The following is a 21,146-nucleotide window of genomic DNA, read 5'->3' on the forward strand; positions in this document are numbered from 1 at the left end:
CACCCCACTCCGACAAGGATGTCTTCCGTGCCCCAGCTGTCCGGCTGTCCGTCCTGCCAGGGATTCAACCCGCCCACCGCCCGGGCGTGCCTGCACTGCAGCCACCCGCTCGACGGGGGCCCCACGCGCCTGGCGATGTCCTGGGTGGCCTCGCTGTGGACGCTCGCAGGGGCCAGCGCGGTCGGCCTCACGTTGATGGCCTGCTACGGCATGCCGCCGTGCGACGACGGCACGTACGACTGCATCGAAGACCTGCCGGAGTGCGACCTGACGGATGGCGGCATGGATGCGGGCAGCCTGGACGGCGGAAGCCTGAGCTGCATTCCCGTGGATGCCGGCACCCTGGGAGACGCCGGCACCGGGGGTGATGCCGGCACCCTGGGAGACGCCGGCACCGGCGGCTGAGCCGCTACTTCCCCAGCGTCCCCTGCCTCAGTGCGACGCCGTGCTTGTGCACGGCGTCCACGAGGAACTTCGCGGAGTCGGGGTCCGTGGGCGGAAGGATGCCGTGGCCCAGGTTGAAGATGTGCCCCACGGGCCCGGCGCGCTGGAGGATGTCCCTCACGCGCCCGTCCAGCTCCTCGCGCGGCAGGAACAGGTGCAGCGGGTCCAGGTTGCCCTGCACCGCCACGTCCGGGCCCAGCACCTTGCGGCCCTCGTCCATGGGCATCGTCCAGTCCAGCCCCACCACGTCCGCGCCCGTGCTCTTCAGGAGCGGCAGGTGCGTGGACATGCCCACGCCGAACACGATGACGGGCACGCCCGTGGCCTTCAGCTCGGACACCATCCGCTTCAGGTACGGAATGCAGAAGCGCTCGTAGTCCCACGGCGACAGCTCGCCGCCCCACGAGTCGAAAATCTGGACGATGCTCGCGCCCGCCTCCACCTGCATCTTGAGGTACGGAATCAGCGTGTCCGTGAGCTTCCCGAAGAGGCGGTGCGCCAACTCCGGCTGCTCGAACATCAGCCGCTTGATGAGGATGTAGCTCTTCGAGCCGCCGCCCTCGACCATGTACGCGGCCAGCGTGAAGGGCGCGCCCGCGAAGCCGATGACGGGCACCGAGTCGTTCAGCGCCTTGCGCGTGCGGCGGATGGCCTCGGCCACGAAGCCCGTGCCCTGCACCGGGTCCGGCACGCCGAGCTTGTCGATGTCCGCCGCGGTGCGCACCGGGTTGGGGAAGTGCGGCCCCTTGTCGCCCAGCTCCAGCACAATCCCCATCGCCTCCACGGGGATGAGGATGTCCGAGAAGATGATGGCCGCGTCCACGCCCAGGCGCGTCACCGGCTGCACCGTCACCTCGGCCGCCAGGTCCGGGTGCTTGCACAGGTCCAGGAAGGCGATGTTGCCGCGGATGGCCCGGTACTCGGGCAGGTAGCGGCCGGCCTGGCGCATCAGCCACACGGGCGTCGTGTCGGTGGGCTGGCGGCGCGCAGCGCGGAGGAGTCGGTCGTTCACTTCGGGCCTCGGTGTCGGCCCCGCTCGTGGCGAGGGGGCAAGTGGAGGATGTCCTTCAGCGCTTGCCCCACGCCAGCTTCAGGCGCAGGGGCTCGCGGCCTTCGGGCACGAACAACAGGCGGTTGTCCCCGCCCTCCCAGTCGAACTTCCCCGGGGTGCCGTCGCGCACGAGCTTGTACTCGAACACGGCCCCCACGGGCAGCGACAGCGTGAATCCGCCCGATTCCGGACGCAGCGAGCGCTCCGGCTTCCAGCCGCCCAGCTCCGGCCCGCTGCCCACCAGTCGCGCCGTGGTGTCGTCCGTCGTGATGACCACCGTGCGCCGCTCGCCCTGGCCCCGCCAGCGCGTCCGGGCCTGCGTCACCAGCGCGCCGAAGCCGCCGGCCTCGCGCGGCTTCAGCCGCAGCAGCGTCACCGGGCCGGGCGGCACCGCGACGGAACCCGTGCCCGGCAGCCCGGCCCCCGCGAGCAGCTCGGAAACGCGTGCCCCCGTAAGCCCCGCCGGCAGCGCCACGTCCACGGGCCCCTTCCCACGATTCACGGCAATCACCACGGCCTCGTCCGGAGTCACACGGGCGTAGGCAAAGAGGTCCTCCCGGGCGGCGAGCACGAGCGTCTCGCCACCCTGGAGGGCCTCACTGCCCCGCCGCAGCTCCAGCAGCTTCGCAATCCAGCCGCGCAGCGGATGATTCTGCGTGAAGCGCATGTCCCCGCGGTTCTCCGGCTCCTTCTTCCCCGTCAGCCCCTCCTCCGTCCCGTACGTGAGCGCCGGCACCCCGCGCGCGGTGAGCTGCACCGCCAGGGCCCGCTTCACCCGCTCCACGTCCTCGCCGCACTCGCTCATCACCCGCGGCAGGTCGTGGTTGTCCACCAGCGTCACCAGCGAGCCCGGCGCCGGGTACAGCCTGTCATTGGAGAGCACCGCGCCCAGGTGCGAGGGCGACCTGTCCCGGCAGAAGACGTCCACCAGCGCGAAGGCCAGCGGGAAGTCGAACATCGTCCCGAAGTGCCCCTTCGCCATCGTGTCCGCCAGCAGCACCGGGTCCCCGTCCAGCATCTCCCCCAGCAGCAGGAAGTCCTTGCCCGCATGGGCCCGCACGTCGTCGTTGTAGCGGGCCCAGAACTTCAGCGGCATGTGCTTCACCGCGTCCAGCCGGAAGCCCGCGGGCTTCACCGCGTCCACCCACCGCCGCGAGTGCGCCAGCAGGTGCTGGTAGACCTCCTCCTTCTCCACCGCCAGGTCCGGCAGCCCGTGCACGTCGCGCATCACCAGCTCGCGCGTGTCGCTCCAGTTGTCGATGGGCCCCAGGCCGTGGAACCACTGGGGCTTCTCGCGCACCAGCCGCGTCTCCGGGCCCACGTGGTTGAGCACCACGTCCAGCACCAGCCGCATGTCCCGGCGGCGCAGCTCCTCCGCCAGCTTCGTCAGCAGCGCCTCGTCACCGAAGCGCGGCTCCACCTTCCCGAAGTCCTCGACCCAGTAGCCGTGGAAGGCGCCGTACCCGTAGAACTTCTCCGTCCGCATCTGGAAGACGGGTGAAAGCCACACCGTGCGGACACCGAGCTGCTTCAGCCCGTCCAACCGCGAGATGACACCCTGCAGGTCGCCCCCGTGGAACGCCTGCGCATCCTTCAGGTCCACCTTCCCGTCATTGCGCGCGTCGCCATTGGCGAAGCGGTCCACCATCACGAAGTAGATGGCGTCCCCCGCGGGCGGCACCCACGACGTGCCGCCGTCCGGCACGCCGCCCTCCGGAGGCTTCGGCGGCTCGCTCGGCGTGCTCGTCCCGGGCGCAATCCCCTCGCCGGCCGGAGCGCTCAGGCCGGGCACCAGGCCCGAACCGCCGTCCGTCACCGGCACCAGCAGCGGCGAGGCGAGGAACGAGTCGAACAGGCCCGCGGACTGGCTCGCAATCTGCCGCGACACCTCCACCTGCGCGTCATTTTCCCGCTGCTGGTCGTACTGGAGCGCGGCGCTGTAGTCCTGGCTGACGCTGCTCGGCTCCATGGTGGAGTTGGCGCGCCCCGCCGTCGTGCGGACGTAGATTTCCCAGGAGAAGCGGCCGCTCACCTCGCCGAAGAAGGAGACCCGCGTCTCCACCAGCAGGTACAGCGGCGCGTTGGGCGCCTGGGCCGTCAGCATCGCGTAGCGGCGCTGCGAGTCCGTCACCTTCGCGAACTCGGCCGCGTACTGCTCGTAGGGCACCACCTGCACCTGCAGGTTGCGCTTCGCCAGCGCCTCCGCCACGCGCAGCTTCACGGCCTCGGGCACGTCCGCCACGACGCCGCGCTTGAGCTTGTCGTCGCGGATGTAGGCCACCGCCACCACCGTGCCGTTGGGCGCCAGCACGGGCGGGGCCGAGCGCTGGAGGCATCCGGCCACGCCCAGCACGAAGAAGAGGGCCGCCAGGGCCCACCGCTGTCTCAGAACCATCCTTCGGCCTCGATGGCGACCACCGAGTGCCAGTGGCGCTCGGGGCCGACGTACAGGTTGTACTGGTCCAGGCTATCCACGAAGGAATTGCCGAACGCCGCGTGCTGCGAGGAGTACTGGATGCCGTAGAGCAGGCGCAGGCTGGGGCGCGCGTAGATGCCCTTGCCCGTGGGGTTGAGCACCACGCCCACCTTGCCCTGCCACGTGTCGCGCGTGTCGCTGTCACCGAACTCCAGCCCGCGCGCGTCCGGCATGCCGCCCGTGTTGGTGAACACCGAGTCCACGTGGTTGCGGAAGAGGTTGCCGTTCTGGCTCTTCTCCCGGGCGATGCTCGTCTCCGCCAGCAGGTGGACGCGGTCGGTGAGGAAGTACTGGAGCCGCAGCACCGTGGAGGCGATGAAGCGGTCGTCCTCGCCCGGCTTGATGGCGTTGTCCTCGTTGAAGGCGTAGCCCACCCAGACGCCCCAGAGCGCCTCCAGCTTGTCCGGGATGATCTTGATGTACGCCTCGTTGCCGAGGTTCGCCTCGTAGCGCTGGTCCGTCTGGTCCGCGACGTAGACCGTCCAGTCGCGGCCCCGGAAGTTCTCCGTGTACGACTGGTCCGGGTGCTTGCGCTCGAAGGTGACGTAGAAGTTGTCCCAGATGAGCGGCCCCACGTTGCCGAAGCCCAGGTAGCCGGCGGCCATATAGGACACCGCGCTGCGCGGGTTCAGGTCCGGCACCAGGTCCTCCAGGCCGGGGTTGGCCTCGAAGTAGCGCTGCACCACCTGCCGCCGGACGTAGTCCTCGTAGTTGATGCCGGGCGACGCGTAGAGCGCGTTGCGGTTGCCGCGCACGGAGGGCTCGTAGCCCAGCTGCGCGCGCACGCCGGCCTCCAGGTGCCCGGGAATCAGCCGGTAGCGGAAGTGCGCCGCGCCGGTGAGCACGGTGTTGTACTTCTGCGGCCGCAGCGAGTAGCCGCTGTCACCCACCGCCAGCAGCACGTCGTAGCGGTCCGCCTGGTACGTGCCGGACAGGCCCACCGTGTTGAAGAGCAGCGTGCCGGGCCGCTGGTCGTAGATGTGCAGGTCGTTCCAGCGGTTCTCGAGCGTGCCCAGCTGCCACGTCACCCTGTCGAGCAGGATGTTGCCGGCGCGCACGAAGAGGTAGTCCGCGCGGAAGTTGACGAACGAGCCGTTGCCCGGGTCCGAGGAGCGGAACGAGGTGCCGGAGAAGCGCGTGTGCACCTCCGCCCAGACCTCGTCGCTGCCCGGCGCCGCCTGGAGCACGTCCAGCTTCAGGTTGAGCTCGCCGTAGGGGCTCTCGTTGAGGAGCCGGCCGTAGAGCCAGTAGTAGCCCAGCTGACCGGAGCCGCCCGAGAAGTCCGGGCGGGTCATGATGCGGAAGTAACCCGCGGCCCCGAAACGGTCTCGGGGAGCGTCGGCCAGGGCCAGGAGCGGGCTGAGGAGGAGCAGCAGGAATGCGCCGAGGCGCGCGGGCGGGACTCGCATGGGCGGGCCCCGCTTATAGCGCACCTCTGGCTGCCTGCCCTACTCCGCGCGCAGGACGACGATGGTGCGCTCCGGGACGCCGTACGTCGTGCCCGTCACCGGCGACGGCGCGTCCAGCCACGAGTTGCCGGTGACGCGGCTGCCCAGCCCCGTGGCCGAGAGGTACTCGGCGCTGTCGAAGTAGGCCTGGGTGTCGATGAGCCGCTTCCACGTGCGGCCCGGCACCTGCGGCAGGGTGAACTCCACCGCGCGGGGCTCCATGTTGATGAGCACCACCAGCTCCGGCCCGAAGGACGCGTCGTAGTAGTGGATCATCAGCTGCTTGCTGTCCCAGACCGCCTCGGTGTTCTGGGCGCTCTTCCAGGCCAGCGGCGCGCCCTTGCCGTAGTCCGACGGGGCGAAGGCATAGGCGTGCTCCTTGCGCAGGCGGATGGAGGCCTTGACGAACTCGTACATCCGGTGCCGCTCGTCACGCGCCAGGTACGCGCCCCACTGGTACCAGTTGAAGGGGTTGTCCGAGCGCGTGGAGTAGGCGTTGTTGTTGCCCAGCTGCGTGCGCATCCACTCGTCGCCGCCGAGAATCATCGGCGTGCCGTGGCTGATCATCATCGACATGAAGGCATTGCGCATCATCTGCCGGCGCATGCTCTCCCCGCGGGGGTCCCCCACCGCGCCCCAGTTGCGCGAGCGGTTGTGGTCCTCGCCGCTCACCTTGTCGCAGAAGGGGCTGTTGGGCGTGTCGCAGCACACCGGGTTGAGCGGGCCGCACCGGTTCTGCTTCTCCTCGTACGCGAACAGGTCGTACATGGTGAAGCCGTCGTGCACGGTGATGAAGTTCATCGAGTGGTAGGGACGGCGGCCGTTGCGCTCGTACCACTCCTTGCTGCCGTACATCAGGAAGGCGCCGTCGGACGAGCCGGGGCGGCCGCACAGCGAGCCGTCGTTGGAGCTGAGCTTCCAGTCGTCCCGGTTGATGAAGTTGCGCCACCAGTCGCGGAAGCGCCCGTTCCACTCGTACCAGCCATTGCCGGGCTGGGTGAGCGAGTTGGGGAACTCGCCCATGGGCAGGCAGTACCAGCCGCCCGCGCTCCAGGGCTCGGCGATGATGCGGGTGTTGTACTTCTGGAGGACCGGGTCGTCGACAATCTCCTGGAGCACCGTGTTGCGCGGGTCGTCCCAGCGGTTGAAGTCGCCGTCGCGCTCTCCCAGGATGGGCGCCAGGTCGAAGCGGAAGCCGTCCACGTGCAGCTCCTCCGCGTAGAAGCGGAGGCTGTCGATGGTGAGCTTGCGCATGGGCCGGTGGTTGGGCCGCGTCTGGTTGCCCACGCCGGTGTTGTTCCAGTACGTGCGGCGGTCCGGGTTGAGCGCGTAGTACGCCTGGTTGTCGATGCCGCGGAACGAGTAGAGGCCCGCGGTCTCCGTGGGGTCCAGCGACTCCAGCGGCTCACCGGGCAGGACGTCGTCCGTCTCCAGCTTCTCGCGCCACAGGCCGCCCTCGCCGGTGTGGTTGTAGACCACGTCGACAATCACCTCGATGCCGCGCTTGTGCAGCTCCTCCACCATCCACTTGAACTCGTCGATGACCTCGTGCGGCCGCTTCATGGCCGCGTAGGACACCTCGGGCGCGAAGAAGTTGATGGTCTGGTAGCCCCAGTAGCCACCGTCCAGCGGCTTCTCGTGGATGGGCAGCAGCTCCACGGCGGTGATGCCCAGGTCCTTGAAGTAGTCCGCCTTCTCGCCCATGCCGCGGTAGGTGCCCGGGAAGCGCACGCCGCTGGCGGGGTCCGCGGTGAAGCCCTTGGCGTGGACCTCGTAGACGATGAGGTCGTTCCACGAGTGGCCCTTCCAGTTCTCGTCCTGGCGGTTGGCGCGCCACTGCCGCTCCGCCTCGCCCCACTGATAGCCGCTCTGGACGATGACGCTCTTGGCCGACGCCGCGTACGTCACCTCCGTGCGGGCCGGGCCACTGGCGGTGCTGCCCTTGCCCCAGTCGTGGTCGCGGTGGAGCGCCTTCGAGTACGGGTCCGTCAGGAGCTTGTTCGGGTTGAAGCGGTTGCCGTAGACGTCCACGTCCGACTTGAACCCGTGGATGGAGCCGGGGAACCACGCGGGGTCATACTCCCAGTTGGGTCCCCACGCGCGGAAGCCGTAGTGCTGGCCCAGCCCCACGCCCTCCACGTAGACGTTCCACACGTCCCCGTAGCGCGTCATCTCGTACGTGCGCGTGGGGCGGGTCACCTCCGGGTCGTCGAAGAGCAACAGCTCCAGCCGGGTGGCGTTCTCCGAGTAGAGGGCGAAGTTGACGCCGCGGTCCACGAAGGTGGCGCCCATGTGCCGCAGGCTCTCCACGTCCTCCACCGAGTAGCTCGGGGCCCGCGCCTCGCTGTGGTAGAGCCGGACGTAGTCGCTCTCACTGCAGCCGAAGGCGAACAGGACGCTGGCCAGGGCCGCGCCCTTCAGGCGGGTCATACGGGGAGTGCTCATACGGGTAGGCTGCCCTCGACATTCCGGACGGACTTCGGCCCGGGAACGAACCACGCTTCCATAACAAGCGGCTTCCGGGGCTGACAAGGCAGCCCCCCGGAAGACCGATACGGCCCGCATCCTCGCCTGGATGGGTGCCATTCGCATGACGCACTGCGCCCAACCCCGTGGGTTTGAGGAAAATGACGCCGGAAGGGTAAGGTTCGCCGCCGTTCTCCCCACACATTTTCCGAGCGCGTCTTGTCCGAAGTCATCCTGAGCGGGATCAAGAAGTCGTTTGGCCAGAACCTCATCGTGAAGGGCGTGGACCTTCAGGTGAGGGAAGGCGAATTCCTCGTCATGGTGGGGCCTTCCGGCTGTGGGAAGACCACCCTGCTGCGCCTCATCGCGGGGCTGGAGCAGGTGGACTCGGGTGAAGTGAAGATTGGCGGGGCGCGGGTGAACGACGTCCCCCCGCGTGATCGCGACGTGGCGATGGTGTTCCAGTCGTACGCGCTCTACCCGCACATGACGGTGCGGGAGAACCTGGCCTTCGGCCTGACGCTGCGGAAGTTCCCGGAGGCGGAGATTGCCTCGCGGGTGCAGGAAGTGGCCGGCATGCTGGAATTGAGCCACCTGCTGGACCGCAAGCCCAAGGCACTGTCCGGTGGCCAACGCCAGCGCGTGGCCATGGGCCGCGCCATCGTCCGGCGCCCCAAGGTGTTCCTCTTCGACGAGCCCCTGTCCAACCTGGACACCGCCCTGCGCGTGCAGATGCGCGGCGAACTGGCGCGGCTGCACCGGCGGCTGGGCGCCACGATGATCTACGTCACCCACGACCAGGTGGAGGCGATGACGCTGGCCACCCGCGTGGCCGTCTTCAACGCGGGCATCCTCCAGCAGGTGGGGCCGCCGCTGGAGCTCTACAACCGCCCGGCGAACCGCTTCGTGGCGGGGTTTCTCGGCTCCCCGGCCATGAACTTCCTGGAGGCCCGGCGCGAGGGCGCGGGCTTCGCGGGCAGGGGCTTCACCCTGCCCTGCCCCGTGGACGTGCCGGCGGACACCGGGAAGGTGCTGGTGGGCCTGCGTCCCCAGGACCTGCGCGTCGCGGCACAGGGGCCGCTGGCGGGCACGGTGGACGCGGTGGAGCGGCTGGGCTTCGACGGGTACGCCTTCCTCAGCACGGAGGCGGGGCCGGTGGCGGCGCGCTTCGACAAGGGGATGAACGTCACCGTCGGGGACAAGGTGTCGCTGGCGCCCGTCTCGGACTCGCTGCACGTCTTCAGCGAGGACGGGGCGCGCGCGCTGCGCCACCCGGCGGACCGCGACTCGGTGGAGGTGGCCTCGTGACGCGGCTGCTGGCGCTCGTGCTCCTCGCCACGGCGTGGAGCGCACAGGCGGCGGCGCCCCTGAAGCTGTGGCACGCGTACCGCGGCGGCGAGGAGGAAGCGCTGCTCCAGGTGACGCAGCGGTTCACCGCGACGACGGGCGTCCCCGTGGAATTGCTCGCGGTGCCCTACAACGCCTACGGCGACAAGCTGACCAACGGGATTCCGCACGGCGCGGGCCCGGACGTCTTCATCTTCAACCACGAGCGGCTGCGCAACTTCCACGCCCAGCACCTGCTGGCCCCCGCGAGCACGCTGGCGCGCGGCGACTACTTCCCCAACGCCGTGGAGGCGCTGGAGGTGGATGGCCAGGTGTACGGCTATCCCATGTCGCTGAAGTCGCTGGCGCTCTACGTCAACACGAAGCTGGTGCCCACCCCGCCCACCACCACCGCGGAGCTGCTGGCCCTGCTGCCGGCCCTGTCGGACGCGAGCGCGGGCCGCTTCGGGCTCGCCTACGAGAATGGCGACTTCTACTTCCACGCGCCCTTCCTCTTCGGCTTCGGCGGCGAGCTGTTCGACGCGTCCGGCAAGGCGAGCTTCAACACGGAGGGCATGGCGCGCTCGCTGGCCTTCGTGAAGAAGCTGCAGGACGACCGCTTCATCCCGCAGGAAATCACCGGCGCGCTGGTGAAGAGCCTCTTCAACGACGACCGCGCGGCCATGGTCATCAGCGGCCCCTGGTTCGCGGGCGAGGTGGCGCCGAACGTGAGCTACCGCGTGGTGGCGCTGCCGGTGGTGAGCGAGACGGGCATCCCCCTCAAGCCCTTCCTCGGCGTGGAGGCGGCCTTCGTGTCGTCCCAGTCGAAGCACGCCGAGCAGGCGCAGTCCCTGGCGCGCTTCCTGTCCACGGGCGAGGCCTCGCTCGTGCGCACCACCGTGGGCCGGCAGATTCCGGCGGACGTGGCCGCCTACCAGCTGCCGGCGGTGAAGGACGACGTGCTCATCTCCTCCTTCCGCGAGGCGGCGAAGAACGCCACGCCCATGCCCAACACCCTGGAGATGCTCCGGGTGTGGGAGCCCATGAAGCTCGCGCTGCGCGCGGTGCTCCAGGGCGGCACCGAGCCCCAGGACGCGGGCGCGCTGGCGGACCGCCGCTACCGCGCGCTGCACCGCGAGCGCCCCCCCGACGCCAGCCCCCTGCCCTGGCTGGGGCTGATGGGCGTCATGGCGCTGGGCGGCACGGTGTGGGTGATGCGCCGGCCCGCGCCGGTGCTGTCCTTCAAGCGGCGCTACCCGGACGTGGCGCTGGCGGCGAAGTACATCGCCCCAGCGGGGGCCGGCATCCTGGTGCTGGTGTTCATCCCCTTCGTGGTGGGCCTGAGCCTGTCGCTCTTCCACTACGAGCCGGGCCAGTACTCCTTCGTGGGCCTGGCCAACTTCATCGACATCCTGGCCAGCCGCGGCTACAGCATCACCGAGCCGCTGTCCTTCTACTTCACGCTGGCGGTGACGCTGCTCTGGGCCTTCGTCAACGTGGTGCTCCACGTGAGCATCGGCCTGTTCCTGGCGCTGCTGCTCAAGGACCCGCTCCTGAAGCTCAAGGGCGTGTACCGGGTGCTGCTCATCATCCCGTGGGCGGTGCCCAACTACATCACCGCGCTGATGTGGAAGGGCATGTTCCACCAGCAGTTCGGCGCCATCAACGGCCTGCTGGTGGCGCTGGGGCTGGAGCCGGTGAGCTGGTTCACCAAGTTCTCCACCGCCTTCGCGGCCAACGTGGCCACCAACACCTGGCTGGGCTTCCCCTTCATGATGGTGGTGGGCCTGGGCGCGCTCCAGTCCATCCCCCAGGAGCTCTACGAGGCGGCGGAGGTGGACGGCGCGAGCAAGTGGACGCAGTTCCGGCACATCACCCTGCCGCTGCTCCGTCCGGCCATGCTGCCCGCCATCATCCTGGGCAGCGTGTGGACGTTCAACATGTTCAACATCATCTACCTGGTCTCCGGCGGTGAGCCGGGCGGCGGCACGGACATCCTCGTGTCCGAGGCCTTCCGCTGGGCGTTCCAGCGCAACCAGCAGTACGGCTTCGCCGCGGCGTACTCGGTCCTCATCTTCCTGGTGCTGCTGGCCTGGTCGGGCTTCACCAAGCGACTGATGCGCGCGTCCTCGGAGGTGATGGGATGAACCGCCCTTCGAAGCTGAAGCTGGCGGCCATCCACGCCGGGCTGATGCTCACGTGCATGGTGACGCTGTACCCGGTGCTGTGGGTGGTGAAGATGGCGCTGTCCCCGGTGGACAGCCTCACGCTCACCGTCAACCCCTTCCCTGAGACTGTCACCCTGGAGCACTTCCGCGAGGTGCTGCTGGGCACGGACGCCGCCGGGCGCTGGCTGTTCGGCCGGCAGCTGCTGTCGAGCCTCGCCGTGTCCGGGGCCACCACGCTGGTGGGCCTGGCGCTGGCGGTGTCCTCGGCGTACGCGCTGTCCCGCTTCCGCTTCCCCGGCAAGGAAGGCGGAATGCAGATGCTGCTGATTACGCAGATGTTCCCGGCGACGCTGATGCTGGTGCCCATCTACAGCATCCTCGAGAAGCTCCAGCTGCTGGACAGCCTCACGGGGCTCGTCCTCGTGTACGCCACCACCGCCCTGCCCTTCTGCATCTGGAACCTGAAGGGCTACTTCGACACGCTGCCGCGGGAGCTGGAGGAGGCGGCGGTGATGGACGGGGCCTCTCCCACCCAGGTGTTCATCAAGGTGGTGCTGCCGCTGGCCCGCCCCGCGCTGGCCGTGACGGCGCTGTTTTCCTTCATGACGGCGTGGAACGAATTCATCCTCGCCGCCACGCTGCTCAATGACCCGACCCGCTTCACCCTGCCCGTCGCCCTCCAGCGGTACGTGGGCGAATACAAGGTGGAGTGGGGCAAGTTCGCCGCCGGTGCACTCGTGATTTCCGCGCCGGTCATGGCTTTGTTCTTCGCTCTCCAGAAGCACCTCGTCGGCGGCCTCACCGCTGGCGGCGTCAAGGGGTGATGGCCGATGTCGTCTCGTTGTCTCAGGACCCTGCTGCTCGTATTGCCGTTGCTCGCCGTGGCGTGTGGTGATGACTCCGATGGAGGCACCCCGCCCGAGCTGACGCCGCCCACCGTGCGCGAAATCCAGCCCACGGGCGGCCCCATCGCCGGCAACACCCTCCTCAACGTCTATGGCTCCGGCTTCCAGGACGGCGCGAAGGTGTTCCTGGGTGACCTGGAGCTGCAGCGCACGGTGGTGGTCAACGCCTTCCGCATCTACGGCTACACGCCCACGTCCACGTCGGCGCGGCTGGACGTGCGGGTGGTGAACCCGGATGGCGCCTACGGCGTGCTGGTGAAGGGCTTCACCTACGAGGGCCCGCCGGCGCCCAACATCGACCAGGCCGAGGTGCTCAACGGCAACACCGACGCGGTGAGCGGCGGGCAGCCGGTGGGCGTCACCGTGAAGGGCGCCATCACCGTGGCCGGCCTCACGCGCGGCGTGGGCCAGGCCGGCGGCGTGCGCGCCGAGGTGGGCTTCGCTCCGGGCGACTCGGAGCTGCTCAAGATGGACAGCTACACGTGGGAGGCGGCCACCTACGAGACGGACTCGGACAGCGGCGAGGCGGACGTCTACAAGGGCAACGTGCTCCTGCAGCCGCCGATTGGCGGCGAGAACCGCGAGTGGGTCGTCACCCTCCGCTTCTCCATCGACGGCGGGAAGACGTGGGTGATGGCGGACGGCGACGGCATCGCCAACGGCGTCACCGCGCAGATGATGCGGCGGGTGTTCATTGCCCGGCCGCGGGTGGACTACTGCAAGCTGGGCCCGGACGGGAACGGCGCCAACCCGGAGCTGTTCTACAAGCCGACGGAAACGACGCTCATCAAGGTGGCCGGCCAGGTGTACGCGGCGGGCATCACCCAGGGCGCCGGCGGGGGCTCGGGCCTGGTGGCGCAGCTGGGCTACGGCCCGGCGGACTCGGACCCGCGCGACTCCGCCGCGTGGACGTGGATCAACGCCACGTACAAGGCGGAGCACGGCAACAACGACGAGTGGGAGGCGGACCTGCCCAACCCGGGCACCGAGGGCACGTACCGCATCGCCTTCCGCTTCAGCATCAGCGAGAACGCCTGGCGCGTGTGTGACGCGGACGGCGTCAACGACAGCGCCGAGGGCAGCCTGGCCTTCAGCCTGGGCAAGCTGGGCACCCTCACCGTGGGCAACGAGCCGCCGAAGCCGCAGGTGGGCTGGTGCAAGATTGGCGAGGACCAGAAGGCGCCGGAGACCATCAACTACCTGACCACGCAGACGTCCGGGCAGAAGACGGTGTTCGCCCAGGTCTACATGCCGGGTGTGACGGACAAGGTGGGCGCGGGCCCGGGCCTCACCGGCCAGCTCGGCTGGGGTCCCGCGAACGAGGACCCGCGCACCTCGGCGCTGTGGAACTGGACCACGCCCCTGGCGTGGAACAAGGACAACTTCACCGTCAACGACGAGTGGAAGGGCACGCTCCCCAACCCCGGCGTGAATGGCGAGTACCGCTACGCGGTGCGCTTCGCCGCCAACGGTGGCCCGGTGCGGGTGTGTGACGGCAACGGCGTCGACGACGGCGGCCAGGACTTCGAGCTGGACCAGCTGGGCACGCTCAACGTCACGGGCGAAATCGTCGCTCCCAAGGTCATCGGCTACTGCAAGCTGGGGCCGGACGGGAACAACACGCCGGAGACGGTGACGTACACCACCACCGCGCCGGCTTCGCGCAAGGTGCTGGGCCAGGTGTACGTGCAGAGCGTGACGACCATGCCGGGCAAGGGTGACAACGTCGTGGCCCAGCTTGGCTGGGGACCCACGGGCGAGGACCCGGACAGCTCCGCGAACTGGAATTGGTCGACGGCGGCCGAATACAAGGGCGACATCGGCGACAACAACGACGAGTACGAAGCCACCCTGCCCAACCCGGGCGTGACGGGCACCTCCCGCTTCGCGTACCGCTTCCAGGTGAATGGCGGCGCGTTCCTCTACTGCGACGCGGACGGCGGCAGCAGCGCCACGGACTTCGACCCGACGAAGCTGGGTGGGCTGACCGTGGTCGCGCCGCCCAGCACCGTCGGCTACTGCAAGCTGGGGCCGGACGGGAACAACACGCCGGAGACGGTGACGTACACCCCCGGCATGACGGCCGACCGCAAGGTCGTGGGCCAGGTGTTCGTGGAGGGCGTGACGGCCGGAGCCGGCGCGGGCACCGGCGTCGTCGCCCAGCTCGGCACGGGCCCGGCGGGCGTGGATCCGACCAACGCCAACCAGTGGAGCTGGACGACCACGGCTTCCTACAAGGGCGAGGTGGGCAACAACGACGAGTACGAGGCCACCCTGCCCAACCCGGGCGTGGTGGGCACCTCCCGCTTCGCGTACCGCTTCCAGGTGAATGGCGGCGCGTTCCTCTACTGCGACGCGGACGGCGGCAGCAGCGCCACGGACTTCGACGCCACGAAGGTGGGCACGCTCAACGTGAGCGAGGTGACCTCGGGCATCGACCAGGCCGAGGTGCTCAACGGCAACACCCAGCTGGTGAGCAACGGGCAGCCGGTGAGCGTCACCGTGCAGGCCTCCGTCCTCGTGACGGGGCGCACCCGCGGTGCGGGCCAGGGCAGCGGCGTGCGCGCGCAGGTGGGCTTCGCCGCGGGCGGCTCGGACGTGCTCAGCCCGCAGAGCTACACCTGGGCCGAGGCCACGTACGACACGGACTCGGCCAGCGGCGAGGCGGACATCTACAAGGGCACCGTGCAGCTGGCACCGCCGGTGGGTGGCGAGAACCGCGAGTGGGCCGTCACCCTGCGCTTCTCCATCGACGCGGGACAGACGTGGGTGATGGCGGATGGCGACGGCAGCGCCAACGGCCTGTCGGCGCTGATGATTCGGCGGGTGTTCATCTCGCGGCCGCGGGTGGACTACTGCAAGCTGGGCCAGGACGGGAGCACCGCCAACCCGGATGTGCGCTACAGGCCCGGGGACACGTTGCTGACCAAGGTTCTGGGCCAGGTGTACGCGGCGGGCATCACCGCTGGCACAGGCCCCGGGGAGGGGCTGACGGCGCAGCTGGGCTACGGCCCGGCGGACTCGGACCCGCGCAGCTCCGAGGCGTGGATCTGGGTCGACGCCACGTACAGGACGGAGCGCGGCAACAACGACGAGTGGGAGGCGGAACTGCCCAACCCGCGCACCGAGGGCAACTACCGCTTCGCCTTCCGCTTCAGCGTCAGCGAGAACACCTGGCGCGTGTGCGACGCGGACGGCGTCAACGACAGCACCGAGGGCGAACTGACCTTCAGCCTGGCGAAGCTGGGCACCCTTACCGTGGCCAGCGAGCCGGCGCCGAAGCCGCCGGTGGTGTGGTGCAAGCTGGGCGAGGACCAGAAGGCGCCGGAGACCATCAACTACCTGACCACGCAGACGTCCAGCCTGAAGACGGTGTTCGCCCAGGTCTACATGCCGGGCGTGACGGACAAGGTGGGCGCGGGCCCGGGCCTCACCGGCCAGCTCGGCTGGGGTCCCGCGAACGAGGACCCGCGCACCTCGGCGCTGTGGAACTGGACCACGCCCCTGGCGTGGAACAAGGACAACTTCACCGTCAACGACGAGTGGAAGGGCACGCTCCCCAACCCCGGCGTGAATGGCGAGTACCGCTACGCGGTGCGCTTCGCCGCCAACGGCGGCCCGGTGCGGGTGTGTGACGGCAACGGTGTCGCCGACGGCGGCCAGGACTTCGAGCTGGACCAACTGGGCACGCTCAACGTCACCGGTGAAGTCGTGGTGCCCAGGGTCGTCGGCTACTGCAAGCTGGGGCCGGACGGGAACGCCACGCCGGAGACGGTGACGTACGCCACGACCGCGACGGGCGACCGGAAGGTGGTGGCGCAGGTCTGGGTGGATGGGGTGACGGCCGGGACGGGCGCGGGCGCCGGAGTCGTGGCTCAGCTCGGCTGGGGCCCCGCGGGCTCGGACCCGACGAGCGGCTTGGGATGGAGCTGGACGAATGCTCCGTACAAGAGAGACCTCTTCGACAACGACGAGTACGAAGTCACGCTGCCCAACCCGGGCGTGACGGGCAGCTACAGCTTCGCCTACCGCTTCCAGGTCAATGGCGGCGCGCACCGCTACTGCGACTCTGACGGCGTCAACGACAGCACCGAGGGCAACCTGACCTTCAGCCTGGCGAAGCTGGGCACCCTCACCGTGGCCACCGAGGTGCCGAAGCCCCGGGTGACGTGGTGCAAGCTGGGCGAGGACCAGAAGGCGCCGGAGACCATCGACTACCTCACGACGACGCAGACGTCGGGACTGAAGATCGTGCACGCCCAGGTCTACATGCCGGGCGTGACGGACCAGCCGGGGGCAGGGCTGGGTCTCTCCGGCCAGCTCGGCTGGGGTCCCGCGGACGAGGACCCGACCACCTCGGTGAATTGGAACTGGTCCACGAACCTGGCGTGGAACCAGGACATGTTCGAGGTCAACGATGAGTTCAGGGCCGTGCTGCCCAACCCCGGCATCAATGGCGAGTACCGCTACGCGGTGCGCTTCAGCGCCAACGGCGGTCCGTTGCGCGTGTGCGACGGCAACGGCGTTGACGACGACGGCCAGGACTTCGAGCTGAACCAGCTGGGTACGCTCCGTGTCACCGGTGAGGTCGTGGTGCCCAAGGTCATCGGCTACTGCAAGCTGGGACCGGATGGGAGCAGCACGCCGGAGTCGGTGACGTACATCGCGAACGCGCCCGCCGACCGGAAGGTGGTCGGGCAGGTCTGGGTGGACGGTGTGACGGCCGGAACGGGCGCGGGCGCCGGAGTCGTCGCCCAGCTCGGCTGGGGACCGGCGGGCGAGGACCCGACCACCTCCGCCAGCTGGAGCTGGTCGGCGGCCCAGTTCAAGGGCGACATCGGCAACAACGACGAGTACGACGCCACCCTGCCCAACCCGGGAGTGGCGGGCAGCTACCGCTTCGCCTACCGCTTCCAGGCCAATGGCGGTGCGTTCCTCTACTGCGACGCGGACGGCGGCATCAGCGCCGCGGACTTCGATGCGACGAGGACGGGCACGCTGACGGTCGAGGCGCCTCCCGCTCCCCTCGCGGCCTGCCGTCTGCTGAGCGTGAGCGGCACCACCGTGGGCAGCGGTGACGCCGTCACGGCCACGGGCCGCGTGCGCATCGCCGGTGTCACCGACGGCTCGGGCGCCCCTGCTGGCAACCTCCAGGTGCAGGTGGGCGTGGGGGCCATCGACGTGGATGCCTCGGCGAATCCGGCGGCCTTCACCTGGAAGGTCGCGCCGTACACGGGCGAAGCGTCAGGCGAGGCGGACACGGACGAGTTCAGCACGACCGTCAACCCGGCCTACGAGGGCAACCGCGCGGTGAGCCTGCGCTACACGACGGACGGCTCCACGTGGACGTATTGCGACAAGGACGGCAACGACGTGGGCGGCTACACGATGGGCCAGCAGCATGCCCTCACCGTGGGCAAGCACACGGACATCGACTACTGCAACCTGCAGTGGCCGTTCTCCATCAGCACGGGAGACACCGGTGGAGCCCGAACCGTCTACGCGCAGGTGTACGAGGATGGCGTCACCAACCAGGGTGGCGCGGGCGCGGGCATCGTCGCGGAGCTCGGTTATGGCAACGCGAGCAGCGACCCGGGCGTCTCCGGGTGGACGTGGGTCGCAGCGCCGTTCCTGAGTGATGAAGGCGGCAACGACCAGTTCTCCCTGGACCTGCCGGCCGTACCCACCGGCACGTCCTACGTCTACCGGTACTCGCTCAACGGCGGGGCGTACTGCTACGGCGACCGGAACGACCGGGGCGGTGGCGGCAGGTTCGGCGACGGCTTCTCCGGCGAGAACCTGGGCACCGTCACCGGCCCCTGAGCGCAGCGCTGGACTCGTGGCCGCCCGGGATTCCCTTCCTCGGGCGGCCCGTCCCGCGACGTGAAGCGCGCCCGTGCGCCCCCGGGCCCGACTCGAAGCCCCGCCACCGGGCGCTCGTGCGGGTAACGGCTCACCCATGAGCCCCTCCTGCGTCCCTCCATGAACGGCCCGCGTCCTGGCGGGACGCGGAGGCTGGCGGAGGTGCACAGGTGCTGCCCTGCCGTCCATCTCAAGGGCGCGGCACGCGGCGCTGGCATGCGACCCGCAATACCCCCGCGCACGCACCCGGTCTTCTCCCCCGAGAAGCCAGGTCCGCGGGGGAATGCCCATGTCGCTGCTCAAGTCAGGCTGGTTGTTGGGAGTGCCGCTGCTCGTGCTCGGCTCTGCCGCGGGCGGCGCGTACCTCTACCACCGCTATCGCGACGCGGACTTCGAGAAGCGCGAGGCCGAGTACCAGCGCCAGCTCTCGGGCCACCTCACCGAGCACGAGAAGGAGATTGAGGCCTTCAACGCGCAGCTCGGGATGATGCGCTCCCAGCTGGTGACGCCGGCGGACCTGGAGAAGAAGTACAACGCGCTGCTCACCGCCAGGGACGCGGACTTCGAGAAGTTCCGCCGCGACCACGCCCTCGTCGTGAAGAGCCTCTCCGACTCCGTCTTCGAGCTGAAGCAGCGCGCGCAGGATGGGACGGAGGAGGCGCACGAGGAGCCCTCGCTTCCGTCCGGCCCCGGCGACACGACGCCCTCCGCGAAGCCGGTCATCTCCTACGCGTTCGCGGACAAGGACGGCCGCATCCACCTCAATGACCCCGACATCTGGGTCCAGGGCGACGAGGACCTGGAGATGAAGCAGCTGTTCCGCGTGAAGGGCACCGTCGTCCAGCAGAAGGACGGCTCTCTGATGGCGGAGCGCATCCAGCTCATGGAGGTCTCTCCCGACGTCCAGACGGCGGGGCAGTATCGCGAGCTGGCGGAAGCCCACCTGGTGGATGCGAACTTCACCTACGCCAATCCTCCCCAGGAGGGGCCGCCGCGCGACGGGTGGATGAAGTGGGGCCCGGGGTGGATGGCCACCATGGGGACCTCGTTCCGCTCGGAGCACCTGCTGCGCTTCGGCGCTTCGGCCAGCGTGGTGCGACTGGGAGACGTCGGCCTGGCGGGAGGGCTCTCCTCCGACTTCGACTCCCTGGAGGGTAGCGGCGGGGACGCCTTTGTCACCTACAGCCCGACCGTCCGCGGAAAGCAGTTGGGCGTGGCCCTGGGTGGCGGAGTCCACCTTCCCCTGGGCGGCACGACGCGCGTCCGTCCCAACCTCACCCTCAACTTCGTCATCTACTGAGGAGAACGACCATGTCCCTGTGGAACCCCATGACGCGCCCCCTGGGCCTGATGCTGAGCACCCTGGTGCTTACGGCCTGCACCTCACCGAGCGCCCCCGCGCGCGAGCCCCTGGAGGCGCAGGCGCCCTCCGTGGCACCGGCTCCGGAAGCGAAGGCTCCCGAAGCGGCGCCCCCTCCCGTCGTGGCGCAGGCCGCGGCTGCTCCTGTCGCCGCGCCCGCCGCCGAGCCCGCGAAGGGCCTGGCGGAGAAGGCCCGGGTGCAGGGAATCGACGTCTCCCGCTATCAGCCGACGGTGAAGTGGGACGCGGTCAAGGGAACGGCCGCATTCGTCTTCGTGAAGGCGACGGAGACGACGGGCGGGGTGGACCCGCGCTTCAAGACGCACTGGAGCGGGGCCAGGAAGGCGGGGCTTCCCCGGGGCGCCTACCACTTCTTCCATCCGAAGGAGGACGTGGACAAGCAGGTGGCCAACTTCACGCAACACCTCAAGCCCGACCCCGGTGAGCTGCCTCCCGTCGTGGACGTGGAGCAGTTCAAGCAGGAGTACGACGGCTTCACCTGCGCGCAGCTCGCGGGAATGCTCCAGCAGTTCTCCCAGGGAGTGGAGAAGCAGCTCGGCCGCAAGCCGATGATCTACACGAACCACGTGACGTGGAGCGGCAGCTTCTGCGACCACCCGTACTTCGAGGACCACCCGCTCTGGCTCGCCGCGTACACGAACCAGGCCGAGCCCCGGCTCCCCAAGGGGTGGAAGCGCTGGCATTTCTGGCAGTTCACGGAGAAGGGCCAGGTGGAGGGCATCGACGGGCAGGTCGACCAGAGCTACTTCAACGGCACCGCGGAGGAGCTCCAGGGCCTCTTCGCAACCGCGCAGGCGAATTAGCCCCGGCCTGTTCCCGGCGCGTCGGGAAGACGGAGGCCCCCTGCCGTGCAAGGAAGGCCGTTACGCCGGGCGCTGAAAAGACGAAGGGCCCGGAACCTTTAGGTTCGGGGCCCTTCTTTTTTGGAGTGCGGGGTGCTGGCGCGCGGGAGCGCTGCGAGAGTTGCAAGGACGAGCTGCTTGTCGTCTTTTCTTGCAAGGGGATAGGGGTGTCTCTCGCCTGTAAACGCGCAGCGGGCGCAGGTGTCGGCGGCGCACCTGGTGGAGCGGGTGCTGCCGCACGCGCCCTACCGCCAGTGGACGATGTCCTTTCCGCACCGGGGTGCGGTGGGTGCTGCGCAAGGACGTGGGACTGCGCTCGAACGTCCTCACCGTGTGCCCGCGCGCGCTGTTCGACCTGCAGCGTCGGAAGGCACGACGGCAGGGTCTACGCGGTGGGCAGGTCGGGGCCGTGTCTTTCATCCAGTTCTTTGGCTCGGCGTTGCAGGTAACTTCGGCGCTGAACGCAAAGGGCCAGGGCGACATCACGACGGAAATCCTGCCGGCGCCGGCCTTCTATTGCGCCGAGGCCTGCCACCAGCAGTACCTGTAGAAGAACCCGGACGGCGCTGCGACGTCGGGAGCCCGGGCGTCAGTTGCCCGATTGGCGTGGGCATCAGCGCCTGACGTGAAGCACCGGGGTCCGTGTCCCTGCGACACCAGGCCCCCTCCCGCTATTCCACTGCAGGAGGCGAATCACCGCCCCCGTAGATTGTGCGCCCTCAGTTCACCATCCCCCTCAAGGGGTATGGCCTCCACGATGACCATGGGTAACCTCTC

12 protein-coding genes are annotated in these 21,146 nt (G+C 69.3%); 8 read left to right on the forward strand and 4 right to left on the reverse strand.

The features are described from left to right. Positions 1 to 27: 27 nt before the first annotated feature. Positions 28 to 405, forward strand: a complete 378-nt coding sequence (locus ACX9TP_RS34855) for a hypothetical protein (RefSeq protein ID WP_482974962.1) — start codon at positions 28 to 30, stop codon at positions 403 to 405. Positions 406 to 409: 4 nt separating this feature from the next. Here the strand turns inward: ACX9TP_RS34855 and hemE are convergent, their stop codons facing one another. Genes hemE through ACX9TP_RS34875 form a run of 4 tightly spaced genes read right to left on the reverse strand, consistent with a single transcriptional unit; the run spans position 410 to position 7,849 of the window. After that, positions 410 to 1,456, reverse strand: a complete 1,047-nt coding sequence (gene hemE / locus ACX9TP_RS34860; protein ID WP_482974963.1) for a uroporphyrinogen decarboxylase — start codon at positions 1,454 to 1,456, stop codon at positions 410 to 412. A 55-nt stretch (positions 1,457 to 1,511) separates the two neighbouring features. Further along, positions 1,512 to 3,890, reverse strand: coding sequence for an alpha-amylase family glycosyl hydrolase (locus ACX9TP_RS34865; RefSeq protein WP_482974964.1), 2,379 nt, complete (start codon positions 3,888 to 3,890; stop codon positions 1,512 to 1,514). Beyond that, positions 3,881 to 5,380, reverse strand: a complete 1,500-nt coding sequence (locus tag ACX9TP_RS34870; RefSeq protein WP_482974965.1) for a hypothetical protein — start codon at positions 5,378 to 5,380, stop codon at positions 3,881 to 3,883. The genes ACX9TP_RS34865 and ACX9TP_RS34870 overlap by 10 nt, the downstream gene beginning before the upstream one ends. A gap of 39 nt (positions 5,381 to 5,419) precedes the next feature. Beyond that, entirely contained in the window at positions 5,420 to 7,849 is a 2,430-nt protein-coding gene (locus ACX9TP_RS34875) for a glycogen debranching protein (protein ID WP_482974966.1), read from the reverse strand. A 255-nt stretch (positions 7,850 to 8,104) separates the two neighbouring features. Between ACX9TP_RS34875 and ACX9TP_RS34880 the strand changes: the two genes are divergently transcribed. From ACX9TP_RS34880 to ACX9TP_RS34910, 7 genes are all read left to right on the forward strand, one after another. Then, complete coding sequence (locus ACX9TP_RS34880; RefSeq protein ID WP_482974967.1) at positions 8,105 to 9,193, forward strand: ABC transporter ATP-binding protein; 1,089 nt, start codon at positions 8,105 to 8,107, stop codon at positions 9,191 to 9,193. After that, entirely contained in the window at positions 9,190 to 11,358 is a 2,169-nt protein-coding gene (locus ACX9TP_RS34885) for an extracellular solute-binding protein (protein WP_482974968.1), read from the forward strand. Before ACX9TP_RS34880 ends, ACX9TP_RS34885 begins: the two co-directional genes overlap by 4 nt. Continuing rightward, positions 11,355 to 12,203 carry a sugar ABC transporter permease gene (locus tag ACX9TP_RS34890; RefSeq protein ID WP_482974969.1) on the forward strand — a complete coding sequence of 283 codons (849 nt, stop codon included), beginning with the start codon at positions 11,355 to 11,357 and terminating at the stop codon, positions 12,201 to 12,203. Before ACX9TP_RS34885 ends, ACX9TP_RS34890 begins: the two co-directional genes overlap by 4 nt. Before the next feature lie 6 nt (positions 12,204 to 12,209). Continuing rightward, a complete protein-coding gene (locus tag ACX9TP_RS34895) occupies positions 12,210 to 18,107 on the forward strand; it encodes an IPT/TIG domain-containing protein (RefSeq protein ID WP_482974970.1) in 5,898 nt (1,965 codons plus the stop codon). A 328-nt stretch (positions 18,108 to 18,435) separates the two neighbouring features. Continuing rightward, positions 18,436 to 19,446, forward strand: coding sequence for a hypothetical protein (locus ACX9TP_RS34900; protein ID WP_482974971.1), 1,011 nt, complete (start codon positions 18,436 to 18,438; stop codon positions 19,444 to 19,446). An 11-nt stretch (positions 19,447 to 19,457) separates the two neighbouring features. Next, a complete protein-coding gene (locus ACX9TP_RS34905) occupies positions 19,458 to 20,330 on the forward strand; it encodes a glycoside hydrolase family 25 protein (protein ID WP_482974972.1) in 873 nt (290 codons plus the stop codon). 328 nt (positions 20,331 to 20,658) lie between these two features. Further along, complete coding sequence (locus ACX9TP_RS34910; protein ID WP_482974973.1) at positions 20,659 to 20,919, forward strand: hypothetical protein; 261 nt, start codon at positions 20,659 to 20,661, stop codon at positions 20,917 to 20,919. Positions 20,920 to 21,146: the final 227 nt, after the last annotated feature.

This window comes from Pyxidicoccus sp. M15 (genome assembly GCF_056858435.1).